The organism is Flavobacterium sp. LHD-85, assembly GCF_030929595.1.
In the GTDB taxonomy this organism is placed as follows: domain Bacteria; phylum Bacteroidota; class Bacteroidia; order Flavobacteriales; family Flavobacteriaceae; genus Flavobacterium.
On record NZ_JAVFVR010000001.1, the window covers coordinates 312,809 to 332,547 of the forward strand.

Below are 19,739 nucleotides of genomic sequence, written 5' to 3' on the forward strand. Positions count from 1 at the left end.
TTCCAAATTCCAATGTGTGGTGGTATTTGAACTTAAAAATTTTTTATTATTTATTCAGTTGATCTAAAATTTCTTTTACTGTTTCCATATCATCAAAATGATGGCGAACACCATTTATTTCCTGATACGTTTCATGCCCTTTTCCAGCAATTAGAATGATATCTTTAGGCTGAGCCAATTGACAAGCCGTTTTGATTGCCTGTTTTCTATCTGTAATTCGCAGCATTTTTTTATAATTGTGCGGTTCAACCCCTTGTTCCATTTCATCCAAAATAACTTCAGGATCTTCATTTCTGGGATTATCCGAAGTCAAGACTGCTTTATCACTCATATCCGAAGCAATCTTTGCCATAATAGGACGTTTTGTTTTATCACGATTTCCTCCACATCCAACAACAGTAATTAACTGCTCATTTTTGGTACGGATATCATTTATTGTTTTCAAAACATTTTCCAATGCATCTGGCGTATGTGCATAATCTACAACAGCTGTAATCCCTCCATCTGATACGATATACTGAAAACGACCTGAAACACTTTCTAAATCAGACAATAAACGCAACGCTTCAAGGCTATCAATCCCTAGCTCTACTGCAGTTCCGTAAATCGCTAAAACATTGTATGCGTTAAATGTACCAATCAGTTTTACCCATACTTCATTATCGTTAACCTTCAATAATAATCCAGACAATTGGCTTTCTAAAATCTGCGCTCTATAATCTGCATAAGATTTTAAAGCGTAAGTCAGTTTTTTAGCAACTGTGTTCTGAAGCATTACAGAACCATTTTTATCATCAATGTTCGATAAAACAAAAGCTGATTTAGGAAGTGAATCAAAAAATGACTTCTTAACATCTCTATATTCAGCAAATGTTGGATGATAATCTAAATGATCGTGAGAAAGGTTCGTAAAAATTCCGCCTACAAAATGCAAAGCTTCTGTACGTTTCTGATGAATTCCATGCGAACTTACCTCCATAAAACAATGCGTAACTCCGGCTTCAACCATTTCATTCAAATAATGATTTATAGTTAAAGAATCTGGTGTCGTATGCGTTGCAGGATATTCTGTCTGATCTACTACGATTTTTACCGTTGATAATAATCCAACTTTAAAACCTGCTTTTTCAAATAATTGAAATAACAACGAAGCAATCGTTGTTTTTCCGTTTGTACCAGTTACGCCAACTAATTTTAGTTTTGCAGACGGATCTCCAAAATAATTAGCGGCCATAAAAGCTAAAGCCGTATTGGTATCTTTTACCTGAATATAAGTAACATCGTTTACAACAATTTCAGGAAGCGTATCGCAAATAATAGCTTTTGCTCCCAGTTCGATTGCTTTTTCTATGTAATCATGCCCATCTGAAAGTGAACCGCGAATTGCTACAAAAACATCATTTGATTCTACTTTACGAGAATCAAATTCTATTTTAGAAATAGTAGTATCTGTTGAACCTTTTACAGATTCAATAGCTACTTTATATAATATGTCTTTTAATACTTTCACGATAATTCTAATACAATTGTTGTGTTTCTGCTAATACTGGTTCCAGCTTGAATCGATTGATTTTTTACTTTCCCCATTCCATTTACTTTTACTTTCAAACCTAAATTCTCTAGTAAAGCAATCGCATCCATTCCAGGCATTCCTTTTAAATTAGGAATCTGATTAAGCTTTTTGTTGGCTTCAGCCGTGTATTTATCATAACTAGCATCCTGTTTTGGAATTCTAGTATCTAATTTTTTAATTTTATTTGTCGAAGGCGCATCTGTAAAAATCTTTTGAGCGATTCTTTTAAAAACTGGCCCAGCAACATCTGCTCCGTAATAGTTATTTCGAGATGTATTTGGCTTATGAACCACTACGATACAAGAATATTTAGGATGATCAGCTGGAAAATAGCCTGCAAAAGAAGAAGCATAGTACATCCCTTCTCTTCCTGCATTACCATAATTCACCATAGCCGTTCCTGTTTTTCCTGCCATAGAAAAATCCTTTGAATACAACTTAGAACCTGTTCCTTTTTTTACCACATTTGCCAAAACTGCTTTTACTTTTTTTAGCGTTTCTGGCGAACAAACCTTTGGATTCATTACTTCTGTATCGAACTTTTTAATGGTTTTGTTCCACTCTTTAATTTCTGATACAAATTGTGGTTTTACCATTACTCCATTATTTGCAACTGCATTATATAATGTTAGAGTTTGCATTGGCGTAACCGAAACGTTATATCCAAAAGCCATCCACGGAAGTGTCGTTCCCGACCAATGTTTGTCTCCAGGCTGTGGAACATAAGGCCTTCCTTCTCCTTTAAAATGCAAGCCTAATGGTTTGTTTAAACCTAAATCATTGATATGGTTTACAAACTTAGAAGGGTTGCTTTTATAATTGTCATAAACCGCTTGAACCATTACTGTATTGGACGAAAGCTCAAATCCGCGTGCCAAAGTAACTTTTCCGTAACCCCCTTTATGCGAATCACGAACAGCTCTTCCATAGTATCTGATTTCTCCTCCATGGCTATCATAAACGGTACTTGTATCAGCTACTTTATCTTCTAAAATAGCCATTAAATCAACCAATTTAAAAGTCGATCCAGGTTCGTGAGATTCAGCAACCGCATAATTTGTTGTTTCGTAATAAGAACCATCTTCTGCTCTTCCTAAATTTGAAATCGCTTTTATGTATCCTGTTTCCGTTTCCATTACTACCACACAACCGTGATCTGCTTCATAATCTTCCAATTGTTTCAACAAAGCGTGGTGCGCAATATCTTGAATGAAAACATCAATTGTTGAAATTACATCGTAACCATCAATTGGATCCACTTCGTTAACATCACGAATTGGCTTCCATTGTCCTTTTGCAATTTTCTGTTTTAGAATTTTACCATCTTTTCCGTTCAGATAACTTTTAAAAGCCCACTCAATTCCTTTTCCTACCTCTATTCCAGTTGCTGGATCAATGCGGTCATAACCAATTGTTCTTTCTGCGATTTTCCCAATAGGATGTTTTCTAACTGTTTCTTGCTCAACAATAATTCCACCTTTAAAAGCCCCTAAACTGAACAAAGGAAAACCTTTAATTTTCACATATTCAGTATAGCTTAAATTTCGCGCAATCAAATAATAACGATTTTTATTCTCGCGTGCTTTTCGCAATTCTTTCTGAAAATAACTGCTTGGTTTGTCTAAAACTGTTGCCAATGAATCTGACAATGATTTTACATATTTTTCGAAAGTTTCCGTTTTTGGCGCTTTAGCATCAAAACGAATTTCATAATTCGGGATTGATGTTGCCAATAAACTTCCATCAGCAGAATAAATATTTCCTTTATTAGCAGGAATTACAAAGTTTCTTACAGTACGCTGTTTTGCTAATTTTCTGTAATAATCTCCTTCAACCCACTGAATATTGGTTAATTTAACGACAATAGCAATTGCCATCAAAAAGATGAAAACTGCTACGAGGTAAATTCTGTAGGATATATGTTTATCGTCTACTGCCATATTCTTTTAAAGAAACTTTTTTCTTCTTCTTTTTTAACTTCTATTTTCACTGGAGGAACTGTCGACGGAAAAATTTGCTTTTCTAACATTTTATCCGAAATAGTTGACTCCATTTTTAACTTCATCAATTCTGAACGTCGATCTACAAATTCCGATCTCAGCTCTTTTACTTCATTATTTAATTTCGCGATCTCAAAAACCTTTTGTTCGTATCGCTGTGTATTTGCAATCATCAAAATGGCCAACAGAATTATAAAGACAATAAATCGCCAATTTTTCACTGCATCTTCATGAATCAGGAATCTTGCTTTTAATATGCTAAATACGCCACTTTTCATTATTTCCTACCTTAATATATATTATAGCTTTTCTGCAACTCTTAATTTGGCACTTCTTGCTCTATTATTAATCTTGATTTCTTCGTTGTCTGGAACAATCAGTTTTCCGATAGTTTTAAATGGAACTGAAAAGTTTCCGTAAAAATCTCTTTCTGGCTCTCCTTCAAACATTCCGTTTTTAATGAATCTTTTTACCAAACGATCCTCTAAAGAGTGATAGGAGATTACAGAAAATCTTCCTCCTGGTTTTAAAATCTCCAATGACTGCTCAATAAATTCTTTTAGAACGTCCATTTCCTGATTCACCTCAATTCTGATTGCCTGATAAATCTGAGCCAATACTTTGTTTCTAACTTTCTCTGGCAAAAACTTTTTCAGAACATCTTTTAATTCTTCAGTCGTTTTGATTGGGTAATCTTTTCTCGCCTCAACAATTGTTCTTGCTAAAACTGGTGCGTTTTTCAACTCCCCATAATCAAAAAAAACACGACGTAAATCCTGTTCTTCATATTCGTTAACCACTCGATAAGCATTTAAATCATTTCTTTGACTCATCCGCATATCTAACTCGGCATCAAATCTTGTCGAGAAACCTCTCTCAGGAACATCAAACTGATGTGATGAAACTCCCAAATCTGCCAAGATTCCGTCAACCGCTTTTACCCCGTGAAAACGTAAAAATCTTTTTATGAACCTAAAATTCTCATTTATCAGAGTGAACCTTTCGTCTGGCAATGCATTGGCAAGCGCATCTTCGTCTTGATCAAATGCAAACAGCCTTCCGTTTGGCCCTAATCTTTTTAAAATCTCTTTTGAATGACCACCGCCTCCAAACGTAACATCTACATACACACCATCAGGTTTAATATTTAAACCATCTACTGTTGGATGAAGCAAAACCGGATTATGATATTCCATCTTCGTCGTCATTAATATTTCCCATTACTTCTTCGGCTAGATCTGCAAAATCCATATCTTCGCCGCTTATTGATTTCTCGTATAAATCCTTGTCCCAAATCTCAACTATATTAACCGCCGATGAAAAAACCACATCTTTAGAAATACTGGCAAACGTTACCAAATCTTTTGGAACAAGCAATCTTCCCAGTGCATCAACCTCAACCACTTTAACACCAGCAGTAAACCTTCTAATGAAATCGTTGTTCTTTTTTACAAAGCGATTAAGCTTGTTGATTTTTTTCATCATCGCATCCCATTCTACCATAGGATACAATTCTAAACACGGCTGAAAAACAGAACGCTTCAAAACAAATCCGTCTTGAAGAGAAGCCGTCAACTGCTTTTTCAAAGGTGCAGGCATCATTAGCCTTCCTTTAGCATCGACTTTACATTCATATGTTCCAACAATTGTGTTCAAAAAAACTAGTTAACATGTTATACAGCAAAAATATAAAAAATATTACCACATTTTACCACTTTATACCACTTTGTTAATAAGTTTAACCACTTTGCTACCACTTTCCATAATCAACAATCAATCAATACGTTAACTATTAATTAACAGATTCTTAAATACGTTATTCATTCAAAAAAATAATGCGCTAATTTTCTTAAAAAATTGATTATAATGCAGTTTTCTTAACATTTGAATATTTTAACAAATACCCGTTTAATTACTGATTTTTAATCATTTACAAGTTCTACTCAAATTATCTAGTTAAAAAATGACATCAAAAATTCATTTTTGTTGAATTAACCCTATATTTGTCGAAATTGAAATTGGCATTAGATTAGATGGACAAACACTATAAAAAAGAAGGCAAATACAGCTATTTCGAAGCTGGAGAAGGAACTCCGATCGTTATTCTGCATGGTTTAATGGGAGGTCTTAGTAACTTTGATGGTGTAGCACAATATTTCCCAACGAAAGGATATAAAGTTGTTATCCCAGATTTGCCAATATACACCCAAAGCATTTTAAAAACGAACGTAAAAAGTTTTGCGAAATACGTAAAAGACTTTATCACTTTTAAAGGTTTTGACAAAGTAATTCTTTTAGGAAATTCTCTTGGAGGACATATCGCTTTGTACCATACAAAACTTTATCCTGAAAAAGTTGCCGGACTTGTAATTACAGGAAGTTCTGGACTTTACGAAAGCGCAATGGGAGACAGCTACCCAAGAAGAGGCGATTACGAATACATCAAAACAAAGGCTGAAGCTGTATTTTATGACCCAAAAATTGCAACCCCAGATTTGATTGATGAAGTGTACGCTACAGCTAATGACCGCATCAAATTAATCAAAACTTTAACCATTGCAAAAAGTGCGATCCGTCATAATATGGCTAAAGATCTGCCGAAAATGGACGTTGAAACTTGTATTATTTGGGGTCGAAATGACTCTGTAACTCCTCCAAATGTAGCCGAAGAGTTTGATAAATTGTTACCAAATTCAACTTTATACTGGATTGACAAATGCGGACACGCAGCAATGATGGAACACCCTCAGGAATTTAATGAAATTCTTGAAAAATGGCTTACTGAAAAGAATTTTTAGCCATAAAATTTATTTTTTTTAGGAGGTTTTAAAACGAAAGATTATGAAAATTAACACCGCCGAATTTATTGTCAGCAATTCTGATGCATCAAAATGTCCGAAGGATTTTTTGCCAGAATATGCTTTTATAGGAAGATCAAACGTAGGCAAATCGTCTTTGATCAACATGCTTACCAACAATAAAAACTTAGCCAAAACATCTGGAAAACCAGGAAAAACACAATTAATAAATCACTTCAAAATCAACAACAATTGGTTTTTGGTCGATTTACCGGGTTATGGTTACGCTAAAGTTTCGAAGAAAACAAAATCAGTTTTTCAGCAATTTATTACTGACTATTTTGAAAACAGAGAACAATTGGTTTGCGCTTTTGTTTTAATTGACATTCGCCACGAAGCTCAAAATATTGACGTCGAATTTATGTCTTATATGGGCGAAAGCGAAATTCCGTTCTGTATTATTTTTACTAAAGCAGACAAAATCAGTAAAACAAAAATAGACTCGCATATTGCAGCTTACAAAAAACAGATGTTTGCAAACAACTGGGCCGAAATGCCACAGTATTTTGTAACCTCATCTACAGAATCTATCGGAAAAGAAGAACTATTGTCTTATATAGACCAAGTGAATCAGGAGGTTTTTAAAAATAACTCGGAATTTTAGAATTAAATTCCAAACTAAAAATTCCAAATTCCAAACTTTAGAAACTCAAAATATTAAATTCCAAATTCCAACTCTTAAAATTGGAATTTGGGATTTTTTTATTGGGATTTTTTTATTGGAATTTTTTATTGGATTTTTTTATTGAAGTTTTCTTTTAGTCGTTCTTCTAAAGTTTAAAGCTCTCCATTCTTTATAAATCAAAAATTGATATAGGATATAAAAGAGCGAATTGAAAAACCAAAAATCGATTACAAACGGTTCGGTAAGTATTATCGAATCGCTATTTCCAGATAAAAAAATACCCGCACTACTTGTCACATAAATAATCAATCCGTTGCAGAAATAGAAATAATTATGTTTATCGGTTTTTAAATTTGACACAATAAAATAAAACGCATAAAATAGCAGCGGAATAGAAGTTATTGCTACTTCTACTAAATTAAACTCCCAATAAAGCGAGGGTCTGTCATAATATTGATATCCTAAAAAAAGCAATACCGAAACAAACACTATTACCATAATCTGCTTCAAGACTTTACTTGAAAAACTTTTATAAAAGAATAAGTTTAGTGCAATAAACTGGAAATTAAAATAGTAATGTGAAAGGAAGAAATTAGAATTCGGATAAAGGAATCCGATAATATGGCAAAGCAACTCTACGCAAGACAATAAAACCAAGTAAACTGTAACAATACGATATAATATATCTCTGTTTTTGCAGGTCGTGTAAAATCTTATCGCATTTGCAAATAAAAAAAACAATCCGACAAGGCTTACCAGAAAAGGGAACAGCATATAATTTGTTTTACCCAGACAATGTACAAAATAAAAAATCCCAAACCCAATATTTAAGATTGGAATTTGGGATTTCTTTTATTTGAAATTTGACTATTTCGTAAGCTCTAATTTTTCTGCGAAGTAATCACAGAAATCTTTCATTGTGTCAGACATTTTTTCGTCGTCTGTTGCACGCTTGAAAGTGTCCGACATAGCCACTAAAGTCTGGTGGAAGAAAATCTTCATTTCGTCTACCGGCATATCTTTCGTCCACAAATCAATACGCATGGTTTCTTTTGCTTTACTGTCCCAAATTGACAGCATAATTGCTTTTGCCTCTTCGGCTTGAACTCCACCGTCTTGCGCACTCCATGTTAGTTTTTCTGGAACGCGGTTTTCGTCCAATTCTATATTAAATTTAATCTCTGAGTTTATATTTGCCATTATTTCTTAGGTTTATATTTAGATTTTTCGAAGATTTCTTTTGGCTCAAGCTTGAATAATTCAGCCAAAGAAACATCACTATTGTTTTTCATGTAAGAACGTACCATCTGCCAGCCAATCCAAGCTCCCACTCGCCCTGGAGAATCGTTATCTATTTCTAAAAAGAATTTAGAAAAAGGTGCCGGAGCTATAAATCGTGCTCTCAATTTAGGATCTTCATTGTAAAGCATTTCATTTTCTATAAAATAACGCCACATATAGGCTTCATTTTCTTCGCACCATTTTATCTGTTCAGGAGTATACCCCATTTTTTCTGCATCTGTATATTCAGGAATCAGCAAATCTTTTGCATAAAGCTGTTTTCCTTCAAAAATCATTTGAGCAACCAAACTCCTATCAATTGAATTTGGAATATTTCGATAAGAAAAACTAGAAACCACGTCTGGCATAATCTGTCTTTCTTCAAAATTCTCTTTTAAGTAATTTGGAAACTCATAAAACTTATGATCCTTTCCTAGATACAATTCCAAAGCCACCACTACAAGACTGTCTGCATAAATTGATTTTGCATTATAATCCATTTCTCCAATAACCGTAATTACTTTCGGAATTTTTGTTTTAGGAAAATAGTATTTTATGTGCTGGAAAAGCTCATTAAATTCTTTGCGAACAGGCTCAAAATTGCTGTATTTTTTTTGAACTTCTTCATAAACTTCTCTCCAGATCGGGTCGTTCATTTTCTGAATCCAGACATTATCATCATTGCCAGGAAAGAAAAAAGGATATTGTTTTTTTACTTTTGGAAGATCTTGCGGTTTGGTCTCAAAAAACACCTTATCAAATCGTTCTACCTTAATATCAACAGGAATTTCTTCTACTTCTTTTTCGACCTTACTTTTTTGATTGCAAGACAAAAAAAACAGGCATAGAACCACTGCAAAGCGATAAATTTTCATTTTATTTTAATTAGATTTGTGTTATCAGAATTTTAAGTAGTTGCGTACTCAAAATAGTTCTGCAAATATACATCCCTACATCTTAAAACTTAAACTATTATGGCTAAAAAAAGCACAATTCAGACAGAAAAAGTAAATACGCACATTGTAGAGTGGTTAAAAAATTACGCTACTAACGCAAAAGTAAATGGTTTTGTAATTGGAATCTCTGGAGGTGTAGATTCTGCAGTAACATCAACTTTATGCGCGCAGACTGGACTGAAAGTTTTATGTGTAGAAATGCCAATTCATCAGGCAGAAAGCCAAGTTTCAAGAGGAAGAGAGCATATTGATCAGCTTAAAAAACGTTTCCCAAATGTTTCTGATGTTAAAACTGATTTGACTGGAGTTTTTGAATCTTTTAAAAGCAGTGTTCCTTCAACCGATGATCAAGCTAAAGTAAATTTAGCTTTGGCAAATACTCGTGCACGTATCAGAATGACTTCATTATATTATTTAGCAGGAATTCATGGTTTACTTGTCGCAGGAACTGGAAATAAAGTTGAAGATTTTGGCGTAGGTTTTTACACAAAATATGGAGATGGCGGCGTAGATTTAAGTCCGATAGCTGATTTAATGAAATCTGATGTATATGCTTTAGGAGAATTTTTAGAAATTCCAAAGTCAATTTTAACAGCAGCACCTACAGACGGATTATTTGGTGACAATCGTACTGATGAAGACCAATTAGGCGCAAGTTATGACGAATTAGAGTGGGCGATGCTAGCCGCGGAGTCAGGAAAGACGGCGTCTGACTTTGAAGGGAGAGAAAAATCTGTCTTTGAAATCTATAAACGACTAAACACCAACAACAAGCATAAAATGGATCCAATTCCGGTTTGTTTAATACCAAAAACGTTAAAATAACACATTTTAACATTCTCTGCGAGTTATTACAGAATTTATTTATTAATTTTACCATTCCAAAAACATGAACAATTCTAAAAAAGGTAAAAATTATGATTAAAGTATGTCTAGCAGACAATCATCCTGTTACGCACTTTGGCGTTAAGTCTTATTTTAAAGACCACGATCAAATTTCAATTGTTGCCAACGTAGGCAATTTTTCAATGGTTAGAGATATTCTTCAAACGAAGGAGATCGACATTTTAATTCTAGATTTAGAGTTAGAAGGTCTTTCAAGCATCTTTGAAATTAAATCTATCCTAAAAAATTTCCCAAAAACAAAAATTGTTATTTTCAGTGATCTTGCTGAGCAAATGTACGCTCCAAACGCAATTAAAGCAGGAGTTTCTGGGTATGTACACAAAACAGAAAAACTTGAAACATTAGGTCATTCTATCATTAAAGTACACGAAGGAAAAATTATCATCAACGAAACGGTACGCAAAAACATGGCGCTTATTGCTAAACAAAGCAAAAGCGAACGTCTGTACAGAAAACTTTCTAACCGCGAAATCGAGGTTTTACGCTATTTAAGTGATGGTAAGAAAAACAACGAAATCTCTAAAATCTTAAATCTAAACGAAAAAACAATCAGTACTTACAAACTGAGATTATTAACAAAATTAAATGTTACTAATCTAGTGGACTTAGTTAACAAAGCTAAGACTTTAGAAATTATTTAATCACAAGCCGAAAATCTTAACTTTTTAAGAGAATCGAAAAACTTTATAAAAACTCTATCTGCTTTGATTTATCAAATGAGATAGAGTTTTTTCATTTTTAATATTTTTTTTAGTGATAAGGCACCACTACTCGTCCTAATTTCTTAGAAAAATTATTCAGTAATTTTGAATAATCAATAACCATACTCAAAGTTTCTGAGTTGTCATCTTGCGGATCGGTTAAAAGAGAATTCTTTAATTCTGCAATAATTCCCGAAACCAAATACCATCGCATAGAAAATATGGTATCAGAAACATTCTGCTCGATAGTTTCGCTTTTATGCTTTGGAAAAATATTCTGCCCTTCCCAATTATGAATGGTCAATCTTTCATCTTCCATTAAAATATTGGTAACTTCCTGAGCAAATTCAGGCTCCAAATGCATCAAATATTTATCTAAACTAAATGTCTCATTTTGATTATAAAAATCAATGATGTTTGTGTAAATATTCTGAAACAAAATATTTGACAACTGCACTTCATCTTCTTGAAGACTTAAATATATTTTTTCGAATACTTTATATTGTCTTTTTTCCGAAACCTCTTTTACATTTCCTTCTTCATCAGCTTTTAAGAAAACATCTTCAAAATTTTCTACTACACTTCCGTATAATAATAATATCTCAATAACCTTTCTTTCAAAACCATATAAAATATCCACTTTTTGATTTTGCTCTTGCGGATAATAACCTGAATCTCCAGGATAATCATAACCTTCCGGCGGACCAGTTCTTGGATCTTCTGGATCTCCACCTGAAAACGTACCTGCTTGCGGAGGCTGATTTCTAACTACTTCAAAAGGCTTTTGCTCTTGTTTCTGCTTTTTATTAGCGTCAGCTATATCTTTCTGAATCAGCTGCGCCAAAGTACTCGTTAAGACCTGCTCCGAAATATCCATTATACGTGCGCATTCCTGAATATAAACCTCACGTTGAATGCGATCTGGTATTTTAGAAATACTCGTAACCATATCACGAATTAGATCAGCCTTTTTTATCGGGTCGTTTTTAGCTTCGCCCATTAAAATCGAAGCCTTAAACTGTATAAAGTCTTTACTATTATTTTCTAAATAAGCGACTAAATCGCTGTGCGAATTTTTACGCGCAAAACTGTCTGGATCTTCTCCCTGAGGAAAAGAACAAACACGAACATTCATACCTTCTTCCAAAATCAAATCAATTCCTCGAATGGCTGCTCGCAAACCGGCTGCATCACCATCAAAAAGAACGGTGATATTCCTAGTAAGACGATTGATCAAACGAATCTGATCTGGTGTTAAAGCTGTTCCAGACGAAGCCACAACGTTTTCTATTCCAGCTTGACTGAACTGAATCACATCGGTATAACCTTCTACCAAATAACAGTTGTTTTGCTTCGCTATAGATTGTTTGGCATGATAAATTCCGTAAAGGACTTTACTTTTATGGTAAATATCACTTTCCGGCGAATTCAGGTATTTTGCAGCTTTTTTATCATTGGTTAAAATACGCCCTCCAAAACCTAAAACACGGCCCGACATACTTTGAATTGGAAACATCACACGACCTTTAAATCGGTCAAACGGACGGTCTTCTCTCGGAATTGTTAAACCTGTACTTTCTAAAAATTCTAATTTATAACCTTTCCCAAGGGCTTCTTTCGTCAAAGCATCCCAAGTTTCTGGAGAGTATCCTAAATTGAATTTTTTAATGGTTTCGTTGGTAAATCCTCTTTCTTTAAAATAAGATAAACCGATCGCTTTTCCCTCTTCAGAATTAACCAAAACATCCTGAAAATATTTGGCTGCAAATTCAGAAACCAAGTACATACTTTCTCTAATATCTGTATTTGCTTTTTCTGCTTCTGTCTGTTCGGTTTCTTCAATTTCGATATTGTACTTTTTAGCTAAATATCGAATGGCTTCTGGATAGGTAAATTGTGAATGTTCCATTAAGAATTTAACAGAATTCCCTCCTTTTCCTGTACTAAAATCTTTCCAGATTCCTTTTGCGGGCGATACCATAAACGATGGCGAACGCTCATCTGAGAACGGACTCAACCCCTTAAAATTACTTCCTGCGCGTTTTAAATTCACAAAATCGCCAATAACCTCCTCTACTCGAGCAGTTTCAAAAACAGAATCAATGGTGTTTTGTGAAATCAATGTATACTAAATTTTAAAAGTTGAGAGCTTGCAAAAATACGCAAATCTTGTTGGATTTTTAATCATTTTAAATCAAAAAAGCATCTCAAAAAAGATGCTCTTTTACTAACTAAACTTAATTTTATATTTAATTGAAATCGAAGCGCAATCCCAAAGAAATATTATTTTGATCAACACTGTTTTTTTCAAATAAAGGCTGCAAATCATATTTCAAATACAAACTTGTTGATTTGTAACCAACATATGTACTAAGTCCATAATTAAAATCATTTACATTAAAATTCCCCTTTGTTTTTTGCTTCACATCATTTCCAACCGCATCTTCAAAACATAAAATTTGTTTTGATTTCACTCTAAATCCGGCATAACCTCCTATACCAAATCTGGCACTTTTATGTGATTTAAAATAATTAACGCCATCTCGAATTTCTTTCTTAGTAAAATCAAACTCCAAATGTAATGGCACCATTACATATACATTTCTAAATCGGGATTCGTCTAAATGTACGGGGCTCGTCACTAAATCGGTTTGTGCGCCATTTTTTTCAAAATAGCGATCATCTGTAGCTCGCAGATTATTATACATCAGAGACATTCCGTATTTAAAATGCAGCAAATTATCTTCTTTAAAAATTCTAGTATTCCCAGTTACCCCCCATTCATAAAAGTGAGATTGCAAATACTTAAAATCTGAATGCGCAACTTGGCTATCAGTCACTAAATTATTTACTCCAAAAGCAAAAACAAATTGAGTCGTAGTTCTTTTTGATTGGCGTTTATCAACATCTTTTTGCCCGTGATACACTTTCATAGAAGTAAGATTAATGATTGTTTGGTCTCCTTTATCACAATCATTGCAATCGCCAATTATAATTTTTGTCCCTTTTCTTTTATTTGCATCTTCGGCCTCAATTTTTCCATCAACTCTATCTTGAACCAATTGACTTAATTTATTTTCTTCGATAGTGACATTTGTCTCAATATTAGCAGCGTGAACTTTAGCTTTATTCAATTTAAGCTCTTCCGCTTTTTCTTTAGAAATTTTTCCTTTTGAAACTTCATTATCTAATGAATCCACTTCCACTTTTAAAGCCTTTTTTTCATCCTCTGTTATTTTTTTAATTTGGTCAGCAATCGCTTTTGCTCTTACTTCAAATGGAATTTCTTTAGGCTCACGTCCTTTATTTAACCCAGTTTCTGGAACAGTATCATCAACTACTTCTAGCTTTACATCTTTAAACCAAATTTTCCCAGGCCCATCTAATAAAACTCCATAAGTAATGGATGTTGCATCTTTTGGAACAAATAGAACAACTTCATATTTTGTCCAATCAGTTGAACCTTTTATAGGCCTGTTCTGCATGTTATCAAAAGCAAGCACACGAGCAGAATAATAATCGACACGCATCCAAAGTCCCGCCCAAGAATTTACGTTTTCGGTCTTTACATAAGCAGTCATTTTAAGTGTTTTATCCTGATATAATTCAGATTTTGCGGACTTTCCAAGACTGCCAAAACCTTTTATTTTACTTTGAACTGATTTTATGGTAAAGATATTTTGATCAGCGGATTCTGGATCTTTCTCAAAATTCATTTCATATTTTACAGGTTCATGTTGCCAATAAGACCAGTCTAAAACTTTTTTAAAACTGCCACTCTCTTGTGCTGATAATTTAGTTGCCATAGCAACTATCATCATTGCAATTAATATAATTTTTTGCATGATTTTCGTTTTTTGATTGATGATTGATGATTTTTTATTTATTCTTCGTAATTCCTATTTGCTATAGCGCTTTTTACAGCCTTCAAATTTTTATTAAATTTATCTAGCGCTGACTCTCTATAAGATTGATTTAATTCTGTTTCAGCATTTAGCAGCAAATCATTAGGATTTACAGAAACCGCTTTTCTGTTTTTTTTAATTATTTCGTCAGTAGCTTTTGTATCCGCTTTACCATTGACTTCTGCTAATAATTGTTCTGCCGAAATGTATTTGCTTTTATTCTCAGTTTGGTGATTCTTATTTTCAAACGAATTAACTATCGCATTATCTTCTTTTAAATCATTTTTAACCGAAAGCTCTACATTGCTCTCAAGCTGTTTTGAATTCTTGTTTTGATTATGAATATCAACAACAGCCGAAGCATTTTTCGTTATTGGTTTCGGATTATGATTATTAACACTTATGACATCGTCTTCATTTACTCCTACCGCATTTAAAGTGTCTTTATTTATTTTTTGCTCTAAGACTATTGGTGTATCCTTTTTTATTTCTACAATTTCAGAACGATTAAAATAAATTGTACCAACCAATAAAAACCCCACAATACTTGCTGCTATATACAGCCATTTTCTGTTTTTCTTTGGCTTTTTCTCTTCTGCTACACTCAACATGGCATCCAATCGATCCCAGGCGTTGTTGCTTGGTTCAATCTCACGTTGGTTTAGTTTTTCACGGAAATCCTTTTCAAAATTATTCGGTTCCATTATCTTGTTTTTTTAAAATAGTAATTTGTGTTTGCAGCATTTTCCTAGCGTGCGATAATTGCGATTTCGATGTTCCTTCATTAATCCCTAACATCTTAGCAATTTCATTATGTTTGTAACCTTCAATCGCGTATAAATTGAAAACCATTTTATAGCCATCGGGCAAAGCATCAATTAAATATTGGATCTGTTCTACGGTAAATTGGCTATCGATTTCATTAAAACTTTCTTCAACAAAAAATTCGTCTTCGGCAAATTTTACTTTTTTCTGAACTCTTAAATACGAAATGCATTCGTTAACCATAATTCGGCGGATCCAGCCTTCAAAACTTCCTTTGTGTTCAAAGTTTTTGATATTCGTAAACACTTTCATGAAAGCCGTTATCATTACATCTTCTGCCAATTGTATGTCCTTTATATATTGACGGCATACGCTTAACATTTTAGAAGAAAACCTACTGTAAATCTGCTGCTGAGCCTGACGATTGTTCTCGACAGCCAGCTTTATGATTTTAGTTTCTTCTTGATGTAACGAAATAATTTTCATTAATAAGCTTTTCGGTTTGGTTTTGGTTTTAGAAACAGACTTCTATTAGCATAGACGATTGTCGATTTGAAATGGTTGCATCTGGTTTGAAAAATTTCAATAAAAAAATCCAAATTCCAACCACAAGAAATACATTACTGATTTACAACAAAGTAAATCAATTATCAAATTGACAAATTTTCTGATTATCTAATTAAAAAAGATTATTTTTTTCTCTCAATAACATAATTCACCATCAAAGTCAAAGCGTCTTTGTATTCTGAATCTTCGAAGTTTTGAAGTAGAGAAAGTGCTTCCTGCTGGAATTGCACCATTTTGTTTTCGGCGTAAGCCAAACCATTGTTGTTTTTTACAAAAGCAATAACTTCTTTTACGCGTTTTTTGTCTTTGTTGTGGTTTTTGATGGAGTTTATCAGCCACTTTTTTTCTTGCGGAGTACAAGTATTTAAAACATGAATTAAAGGCAATGTCATTTTTTGCTCTTTAATATCGATTCCGGTTGGTTTTCCGATAGCTTCTTCGCTATAATCAAATAAATCATCTTTGATCTGGAAAGCCATTCCTATCAGCTCACCAAACTTACGCATGTTTTCGACCTGAGCATCGTCTTCTATTACAGCTTTCGCGCCAAGCGCACAACAAGCGGCAATAAGCGTTGCCGTTTTCTTTCTGATGATTTCGTAGTAAACATCTTCGGTAATATCAAGTCTTCTTGCTTTTTCTATTTGAAGCAATTCTCCTTCGCTCATTTCGCGAACGGCTACAGAAATAATTCTCAATAAATCAAAATCGCCATTATCTATAGAAAGCAATAAACCTTTAGACAATAAATAATCTCCAACCAAAACGGCAATTTTGTTTTTCCAAAGCGCATTGATTGAGAAAAATCCGCGACGGCGATTGCTGTCATCTACTACGTCATCATGTACTAAAGTTGCGGTGTGAATAAGCTCGATTACCGAAGCTCCACGATAGGTTCTTTCGTTTACAGTACCGCCAGAAACCATTTTTGCAGTAAGAAAAACAAACATCGGACGCATTTGTTTTCCCTTGCGGTTTACTATATAATAAGTGATTCGGTTTAATAACGCAACCTTGGAAGTCATCGACTCATGGAACTTTTTTTCGAAAAGTTCCATCTCGTTAAAAATGGGCTGCTTTATTTGAGACGTAATATTCATTTAGACTCCAAATATACTATTTTAAATAAAAATACGTTGTGTATTTTAGGTTACGATTGTAATATTTTATGTCTAAACCTAAAAAACCCCACCAAAAATAGCTCTAACTAATACTGATTTGAATTCATTAACGTAAAAGAAAACCCAAAACTATTTATTTATGAAAACAAAATTTTTATTAATTGGAACATGTATAATTACATTGTCTTTTTTCATTAGCTGCAATTCTGATGAAAAAACAAATGACGGATCAACAGCTAAGATTACAAACGACGAAATTGTAGCTAATTCTAAAATCGACGCTTCGGTAGAGGACGTTACTAATATTGCTGAAGACCAGTTTAGTTCTCAGCTTAACGTAAATTCAAAACCAAGCGGACCTATAAAAAATTATCTTCCAAGCTGCGCTACAATTACTACAGTTTTAACCAATAATACTTGGACAAAAACGGTCGATTTTGGTGTTGAAGGCTGTACTTTGAATAACGGAAATACCGTCAAAGGAAAAATGGTTGTTTCTTTTTCTAACGATTTTACTTCTTCCACACAAACCATCAGCTATACTTTTGAAGGATTTTATCATAACGGCAAAAAAATTCAGGGAAGCAAAAGTATCATTAGAACGATTAAAGAAACCAGTTTATTGGTAACGCCACACCCAGTTTCGACAGCCGCCATAGATTTAACGATTACTTTTGATGATGGAAAAGTTTATTCTAGAAAAGGAACTTTGGTAAAAGAAATGACTTCTGGCTATGACACATGGTTTGATTGGGATGATAACGTATTTGTTGTAACAGGAAGCGGTTCGACAACTTTTCCTAACGGTGATACTTTTTCGGCAGAAATCACAACTCCTTTAGAATTTAACGCTTCTTGCAGAAAATCTATTGCTGTAAAAGGAATTGTTTCTATTACAAAAAATGGCGCTTCGGCAACTATAGATTATGGAAACGGAGAATGCGATACTCTTGCAAAAGTGACCAAAGATGGTGTTACTGAAGAAGTAGATTTGAAAAAATAAGCATCCTTTTTGTCCAAGAAAAAAGCATTAAGAACGAGAAAAAAATCTTGTTTTTAATGCTTTTTTTATCGTTTAAAACCAATCAAATGTCCCTATGGGACATAATTATCATTATGAATATTTTTTTCTACCAACGAGATATTCCTAACGGAATATTTTTTAGCAAATATTATTCTGCTTCTTTATTCGCTAATTGTCCGCAAGCTGCGTCGATATCTTTACCTCGACTTCTTCTTACTTTTACTACCACTCCAATATTTTCTAATGCTTTTATATAGGCCATAATCGATTCTTCTGAAGCTTGCTGGAATTCGCCATCATCAATTGGATTATATTCAATCAGATTGACTTTGCAAGGCACATATTTACAGAACTTAACCAAAGCATCAACTGAAGCTTTATCATCGTTGATTCCTTTCCAAACTACATATTCGTATGAAATCTTGCTTTTGGTTTTTCTATACCAATATTCTAAAGCTTCTCGTAAATCTTTTAAAGGAAAGTTTTTGCTAAAAGGCATAATGCGGGCACGTGTCTCGTCTATTGCTGAATGCAGAGAAACTGCCAGTTTAAACTTCACATCGTCGTCTGCCATTTTTTTGATCATTTTCGGAATTCCTGAAGTCGAAACCATGATTCGTTTCGGAGACATTCCTAAGCCTTCTTCTGATGTAATCATGTCAATCGCTTTAATGACATTATTATAATTCATTAAAGGCTCTCCCATTCCCATAAAAACAATATTCGAAAGTGGATGATTATAATATAAACGGCTTTCTTTATCGATAGCTAGAACTTGATCGTAGATTTCGCCCGGTTCTAGATTTCGCATTCTTTTTAATCTTGCTGTCGCGCAGAAATTACAATCTAGACTACAACCAACCTGACTAGAAACACAAGCAGTAGTTCTTGTTTCTGTCGGAATTAAAACCGATTCAACCACAAGTCCATCATGAAGACGAACGGCATTTTTCACAGTTCCGTCACTGCTTCTCTGCATGGTATCAACCTTAATATGATTGATTACAAAATTATTTTCAAGCATTGATCTTGTAGCTTTTGCTACGTTTGTCATGTCTTCAAAACTGTGAGCACCTTTGCTCCATAACCACTCATAAACCTGATTTCCGCGGAAAGCTTTATCTCCATTTTCAACAAAAAAATCGCGAAGCTGGTCTTTTGATAAGGCTCGTATGTCTTTTTTCTCCATTTGCATGCTGCAAAGTTAATCACTTTTGTCATTTTTTGTTTGGTTTTTACATTCATTCTTAATTAAACCTCAAAAAAAGCCGATCAAAAAATGATGTTGATTTTTTTCGACAAAGAACACAACAACCTAACAAGCAAACAGTTAACCCTTAATTTTATTTTACAAAATCAAATCCCTAGGAATAACAAGGCTTCGCACTCTTTACTATAACAATTTAATAAAACTTTCGCCATGATTTTTATCATTCCTTTTTCTTCACGCGCGCGAT

General features: G+C 33.7%; 19 protein-coding genes. 5 read left to right on the plus strand and 14 right to left on the minus strand.

From position 1 onward, the window contains the following. Positions 1-46 precede the first annotated feature (46 nt). From RB618_RS01355 to RB618_RS01375, 5 genes are read right to left on the minus strand one after another with little or no spacing between them, the layout of a single operon-like run. Positions 47-1,510 carry a UDP-N-acetylmuramoyl-L-alanyl-D-glutamate--2,6-diaminopimelate ligase gene (locus tag RB618_RS01355; RefSeq protein ID WP_308067156.1) on the minus strand — a complete coding sequence of 488 codons (1,464 nt, stop codon included), beginning with the start codon at positions 1,508-1,510 and terminating at the stop codon, positions 47-49. Next, the gene (locus RB618_RS01360) at positions 1,507-3,513 is read right to left on the minus strand and encodes a penicillin-binding protein (protein WP_308067157.1); all 2,007 of its coding nucleotides are present in this window, start codon (positions 3,511-3,513) and stop codon (positions 1,507-1,509) included. The genes RB618_RS01355 and RB618_RS01360 overlap by 4 nt, the downstream gene beginning before the upstream one ends. After that, positions 3,504-3,851, minus strand: a complete 348-nt coding sequence (locus tag RB618_RS01365) for an FtsL-like putative cell division protein (RefSeq protein WP_008467159.1) — start codon at positions 3,849-3,851, stop codon at positions 3,504-3,506. The genes RB618_RS01360 and RB618_RS01365 overlap by 10 nt, the downstream gene beginning before the upstream one ends. A gap of 21 nt (positions 3,852-3,872) precedes the next feature. Beyond that, positions 3,873-4,781 (minus strand): 16S rRNA (cytosine(1402)-N(4))-methyltransferase RsmH, encoded by a 909-nt coding sequence (rsmH, locus tag RB618_RS01370; RefSeq protein WP_308067158.1) that lies wholly within the window; start codon positions 4,779-4,781, stop codon positions 3,873-3,875. Beyond that, on the minus strand, positions 4,756-5,229 hold the full coding sequence (locus RB618_RS01375) for a division/cell wall cluster transcriptional repressor MraZ (protein ID WP_035691746.1): 474 nt from the start codon (positions 5,227-5,229) through the stop codon (positions 4,756-4,758). Before RB618_RS01375 ends, rsmH begins: the two co-directional genes overlap by 26 nt. A 377-nt stretch (positions 5,230-5,606) precedes the next feature. Here RB618_RS01375 and RB618_RS01380 point away from each other — a divergent pair, with 377 nt between their 5' ends. Both RB618_RS01380 and yihA read left to right on the plus strand, forming a co-directional pair. Then, positions 5,607-6,371, plus strand: a complete 765-nt coding sequence (locus RB618_RS01380; RefSeq protein ID WP_111365039.1) for an alpha/beta fold hydrolase — start codon at positions 5,607-5,609, stop codon at positions 6,369-6,371. A 43-nt stretch (positions 6,372-6,414) separates the two neighbouring features. Next, a complete protein-coding gene (yihA, locus tag RB618_RS01385; RefSeq protein ID WP_308067159.1) occupies positions 6,415-7,035 on the plus strand; it encodes a ribosome biogenesis GTP-binding protein YihA/YsxC in 621 nt (206 codons plus the stop codon). Between the two features lie 138 nt (positions 7,036-7,173). On the opposite strand, the gene RB618_RS01390 is transcribed toward yihA, so the two are convergent. From RB618_RS01390 to gldB, 3 genes are all read right to left on the minus strand, one after another. Next, the gene (locus RB618_RS01390) at positions 7,174-7,830 is read right to left on the minus strand and encodes a hypothetical protein (protein ID WP_308067160.1); all 657 of its coding nucleotides are present in this window, start codon (positions 7,828-7,830) and stop codon (positions 7,174-7,176) included. A 93-nt stretch (positions 7,831-7,923) separates the two neighbouring features. Continuing rightward, complete coding sequence (gene gldC / locus RB618_RS01395) at positions 7,924-8,256, minus strand: gliding motility protein GldC (RefSeq protein ID WP_008467164.1); 333 nt, start codon at positions 8,254-8,256, stop codon at positions 7,924-7,926. Beyond that, the gene (gene gldB, locus RB618_RS01400) at positions 8,256-9,212 is read right to left on the minus strand and encodes a gliding motility lipoprotein GldB (RefSeq protein WP_308067161.1); all 957 of its coding nucleotides are present in this window, start codon (positions 9,210-9,212) and stop codon (positions 8,256-8,258) included. Before gldB ends, gldC begins: the two co-directional genes overlap by 1 nt. 99 nt (positions 9,213-9,311) lie before the next feature. Between gldB and nadE the strand changes: the two genes are divergently transcribed. Together nadE and RB618_RS01410 are read left to right on the plus strand one after the other, a co-directional pair. Next, the gene (nadE, locus tag RB618_RS01405) at positions 9,312-10,118 is read left to right on the plus strand and encodes an NAD(+) synthase (RefSeq protein WP_308067162.1); all 807 of its coding nucleotides are present in this window, start codon (positions 9,312-9,314) and stop codon (positions 10,116-10,118) included. Positions 10,119-10,210: 92 nt separating this feature from the next. Continuing rightward, positions 10,211-10,840 (plus strand): response regulator transcription factor, encoded by a 630-nt coding sequence (locus RB618_RS01410; RefSeq protein ID WP_008467169.1) that lies wholly within the window; start codon positions 10,211-10,213, stop codon positions 10,838-10,840. A 109-nt stretch (positions 10,841-10,949) separates the two neighbouring features. Here the strand turns inward: RB618_RS01410 and dnaG are convergent, their stop codons facing one another. The 5 genes from dnaG to RB618_RS01435 all read right to left on the minus strand — a co-directional run bounded on the left by dnaG (position 10,950) and on the right by RB618_RS01435 (position 17,237). Further along, a complete protein-coding gene (gene dnaG / locus RB618_RS01415; RefSeq protein ID WP_308067163.1) occupies positions 10,950-13,022 on the minus strand; it encodes a DNA primase in 2,073 nt (690 codons plus the stop codon). Between the two features lie 127 nt (positions 13,023-13,149). Then, positions 13,150-14,745, minus strand: a complete 1,596-nt coding sequence (locus RB618_RS01420) for a hypothetical protein (RefSeq protein WP_308067164.1) — start codon at positions 14,743-14,745, stop codon at positions 13,150-13,152. Positions 14,746-14,783: 38 nt separating this feature from the next. Continuing rightward, positions 14,784-15,509, minus strand: a complete 726-nt coding sequence (locus tag RB618_RS01425; RefSeq protein ID WP_308067165.1) for a hypothetical protein — start codon at positions 15,507-15,509, stop codon at positions 14,784-14,786. Then, positions 15,496-16,056 carry an RNA polymerase sigma factor gene (locus RB618_RS01430; protein ID WP_308067166.1) on the minus strand — a complete coding sequence of 187 codons (561 nt, stop codon included), beginning with the start codon at positions 16,054-16,056 and terminating at the stop codon, positions 15,496-15,498. Before RB618_RS01430 ends, RB618_RS01425 begins: the two co-directional genes overlap by 14 nt. 203 nt (positions 16,057-16,259) lie before the next feature. Next, a complete protein-coding gene (locus RB618_RS01435) occupies positions 16,260-17,237 on the minus strand; it encodes a polyprenyl synthetase family protein (RefSeq protein ID WP_111377266.1) in 978 nt (325 codons plus the stop codon). Between the two features lie 160 nt (positions 17,238-17,397). Between RB618_RS01435 and RB618_RS01440 the strand changes: the two genes are divergently transcribed. Continuing rightward, a complete protein-coding gene (locus RB618_RS01440; RefSeq protein ID WP_308067167.1) occupies positions 17,398-18,261 on the plus strand; it encodes a hypothetical protein in 864 nt (287 codons plus the stop codon). 169 nt (positions 18,262-18,430) lie between these two features. On the opposite strand, the gene rlmN is transcribed toward RB618_RS01440, so the two are convergent. Next, the gene (rlmN, locus tag RB618_RS01445; RefSeq protein ID WP_111284635.1) at positions 18,431-19,477 is read right to left on the minus strand and encodes a 23S rRNA (adenine(2503)-C(2))-methyltransferase RlmN; all 1,047 of its coding nucleotides are present in this window, start codon (positions 19,475-19,477) and stop codon (positions 18,431-18,433) included. Positions 19,478-19,739: the final 262 nt, after the last annotated feature.

Excerpts from the sequence above, each read along its gene's own strand:
- rlmN (WP_111284635.1), bottom strand. The coding sequence starts at position 19,477 with ATGCAAATGGAGAAAAAAGACATACGAGCCTTATCAAAAGACCAGCTT.
- RB618_RS01440 (WP_308067167.1), top strand. The coding sequence starts at position 17,398 with ATGAAAACAAAATTTTTATTAATTGGAACATGTATAATTACATTGTCT.
- RB618_RS01365 (WP_008467159.1), bottom strand. The coding sequence starts at position 3,851 with ATGAAAAGTGGCGTATTTAGCATATTAAAAGCAAGATTCCTGATTCAT.
- RB618_RS01390 (WP_308067160.1), bottom strand. The coding sequence starts at position 7,830 with ATGCTGTTCCCTTTTCTGGTAAGCCTTGTCGGATTGTTTTTTTTATTT.
- RB618_RS01410 (WP_008467169.1), top strand. The coding sequence starts at position 10,211 with ATGATTAAAGTATGTCTAGCAGACAATCATCCTGTTACGCACTTTGGC.
- RB618_RS01430 (WP_308067166.1), bottom strand. The coding sequence starts at position 16,056 with ATGAAAATTATTTCGTTACATCAAGAAGAAACTAAAATCATAAAGCTG.
- RB618_RS01360 (WP_308067157.1), bottom strand. The coding sequence starts at position 3,513 with ATGGCAGTAGACGATAAACATATATCCTACAGAATTTACCTCGTAGCA.
- RB618_RS01380 (WP_111365039.1), top strand. The coding sequence starts at position 5,607 with ATGGACAAACACTATAAAAAAGAAGGCAAATACAGCTATTTCGAAGCT.
- nadE (WP_308067162.1), top strand. The coding sequence starts at position 9,312 with ATGGCTAAAAAAAGCACAATTCAGACAGAAAAAGTAAATACGCACATT.
- gldB (WP_308067161.1), bottom strand. The coding sequence starts at position 9,212 with ATGAAAATTTATCGCTTTGCAGTGGTTCTATGCCTGTTTTTTTTGTCT.
- RB618_RS01420 (WP_308067164.1), bottom strand. The coding sequence starts at position 14,745 with ATGCAAAAAATTATATTAATTGCAATGATGATAGTTGCTATGGCAACT.
- rsmH (WP_308067158.1), bottom strand. The coding sequence starts at position 4,781 with ATGACGACGAAGATGGAATATCATAATCCGGTTTTGCTTCATCCAACA.
- RB618_RS01435 (WP_111377266.1), bottom strand. The coding sequence starts at position 17,237 with ATGAATATTACGTCTCAAATAAAGCAGCCCATTTTTAACGAGATGGAA.
- RB618_RS01425 (WP_308067165.1), bottom strand. The coding sequence starts at position 15,509 with ATGGAACCGAATAATTTTGAAAAGGATTTCCGTGAAAAACTAAACCAA.
- yihA (WP_308067159.1), top strand. The coding sequence starts at position 6,415 with ATGAAAATTAACACCGCCGAATTTATTGTCAGCAATTCTGATGCATCA.
- gldC (WP_008467164.1), bottom strand. The coding sequence starts at position 8,256 with ATGGCAAATATAAACTCAGAGATTAAATTTAATATAGAATTGGACGAA.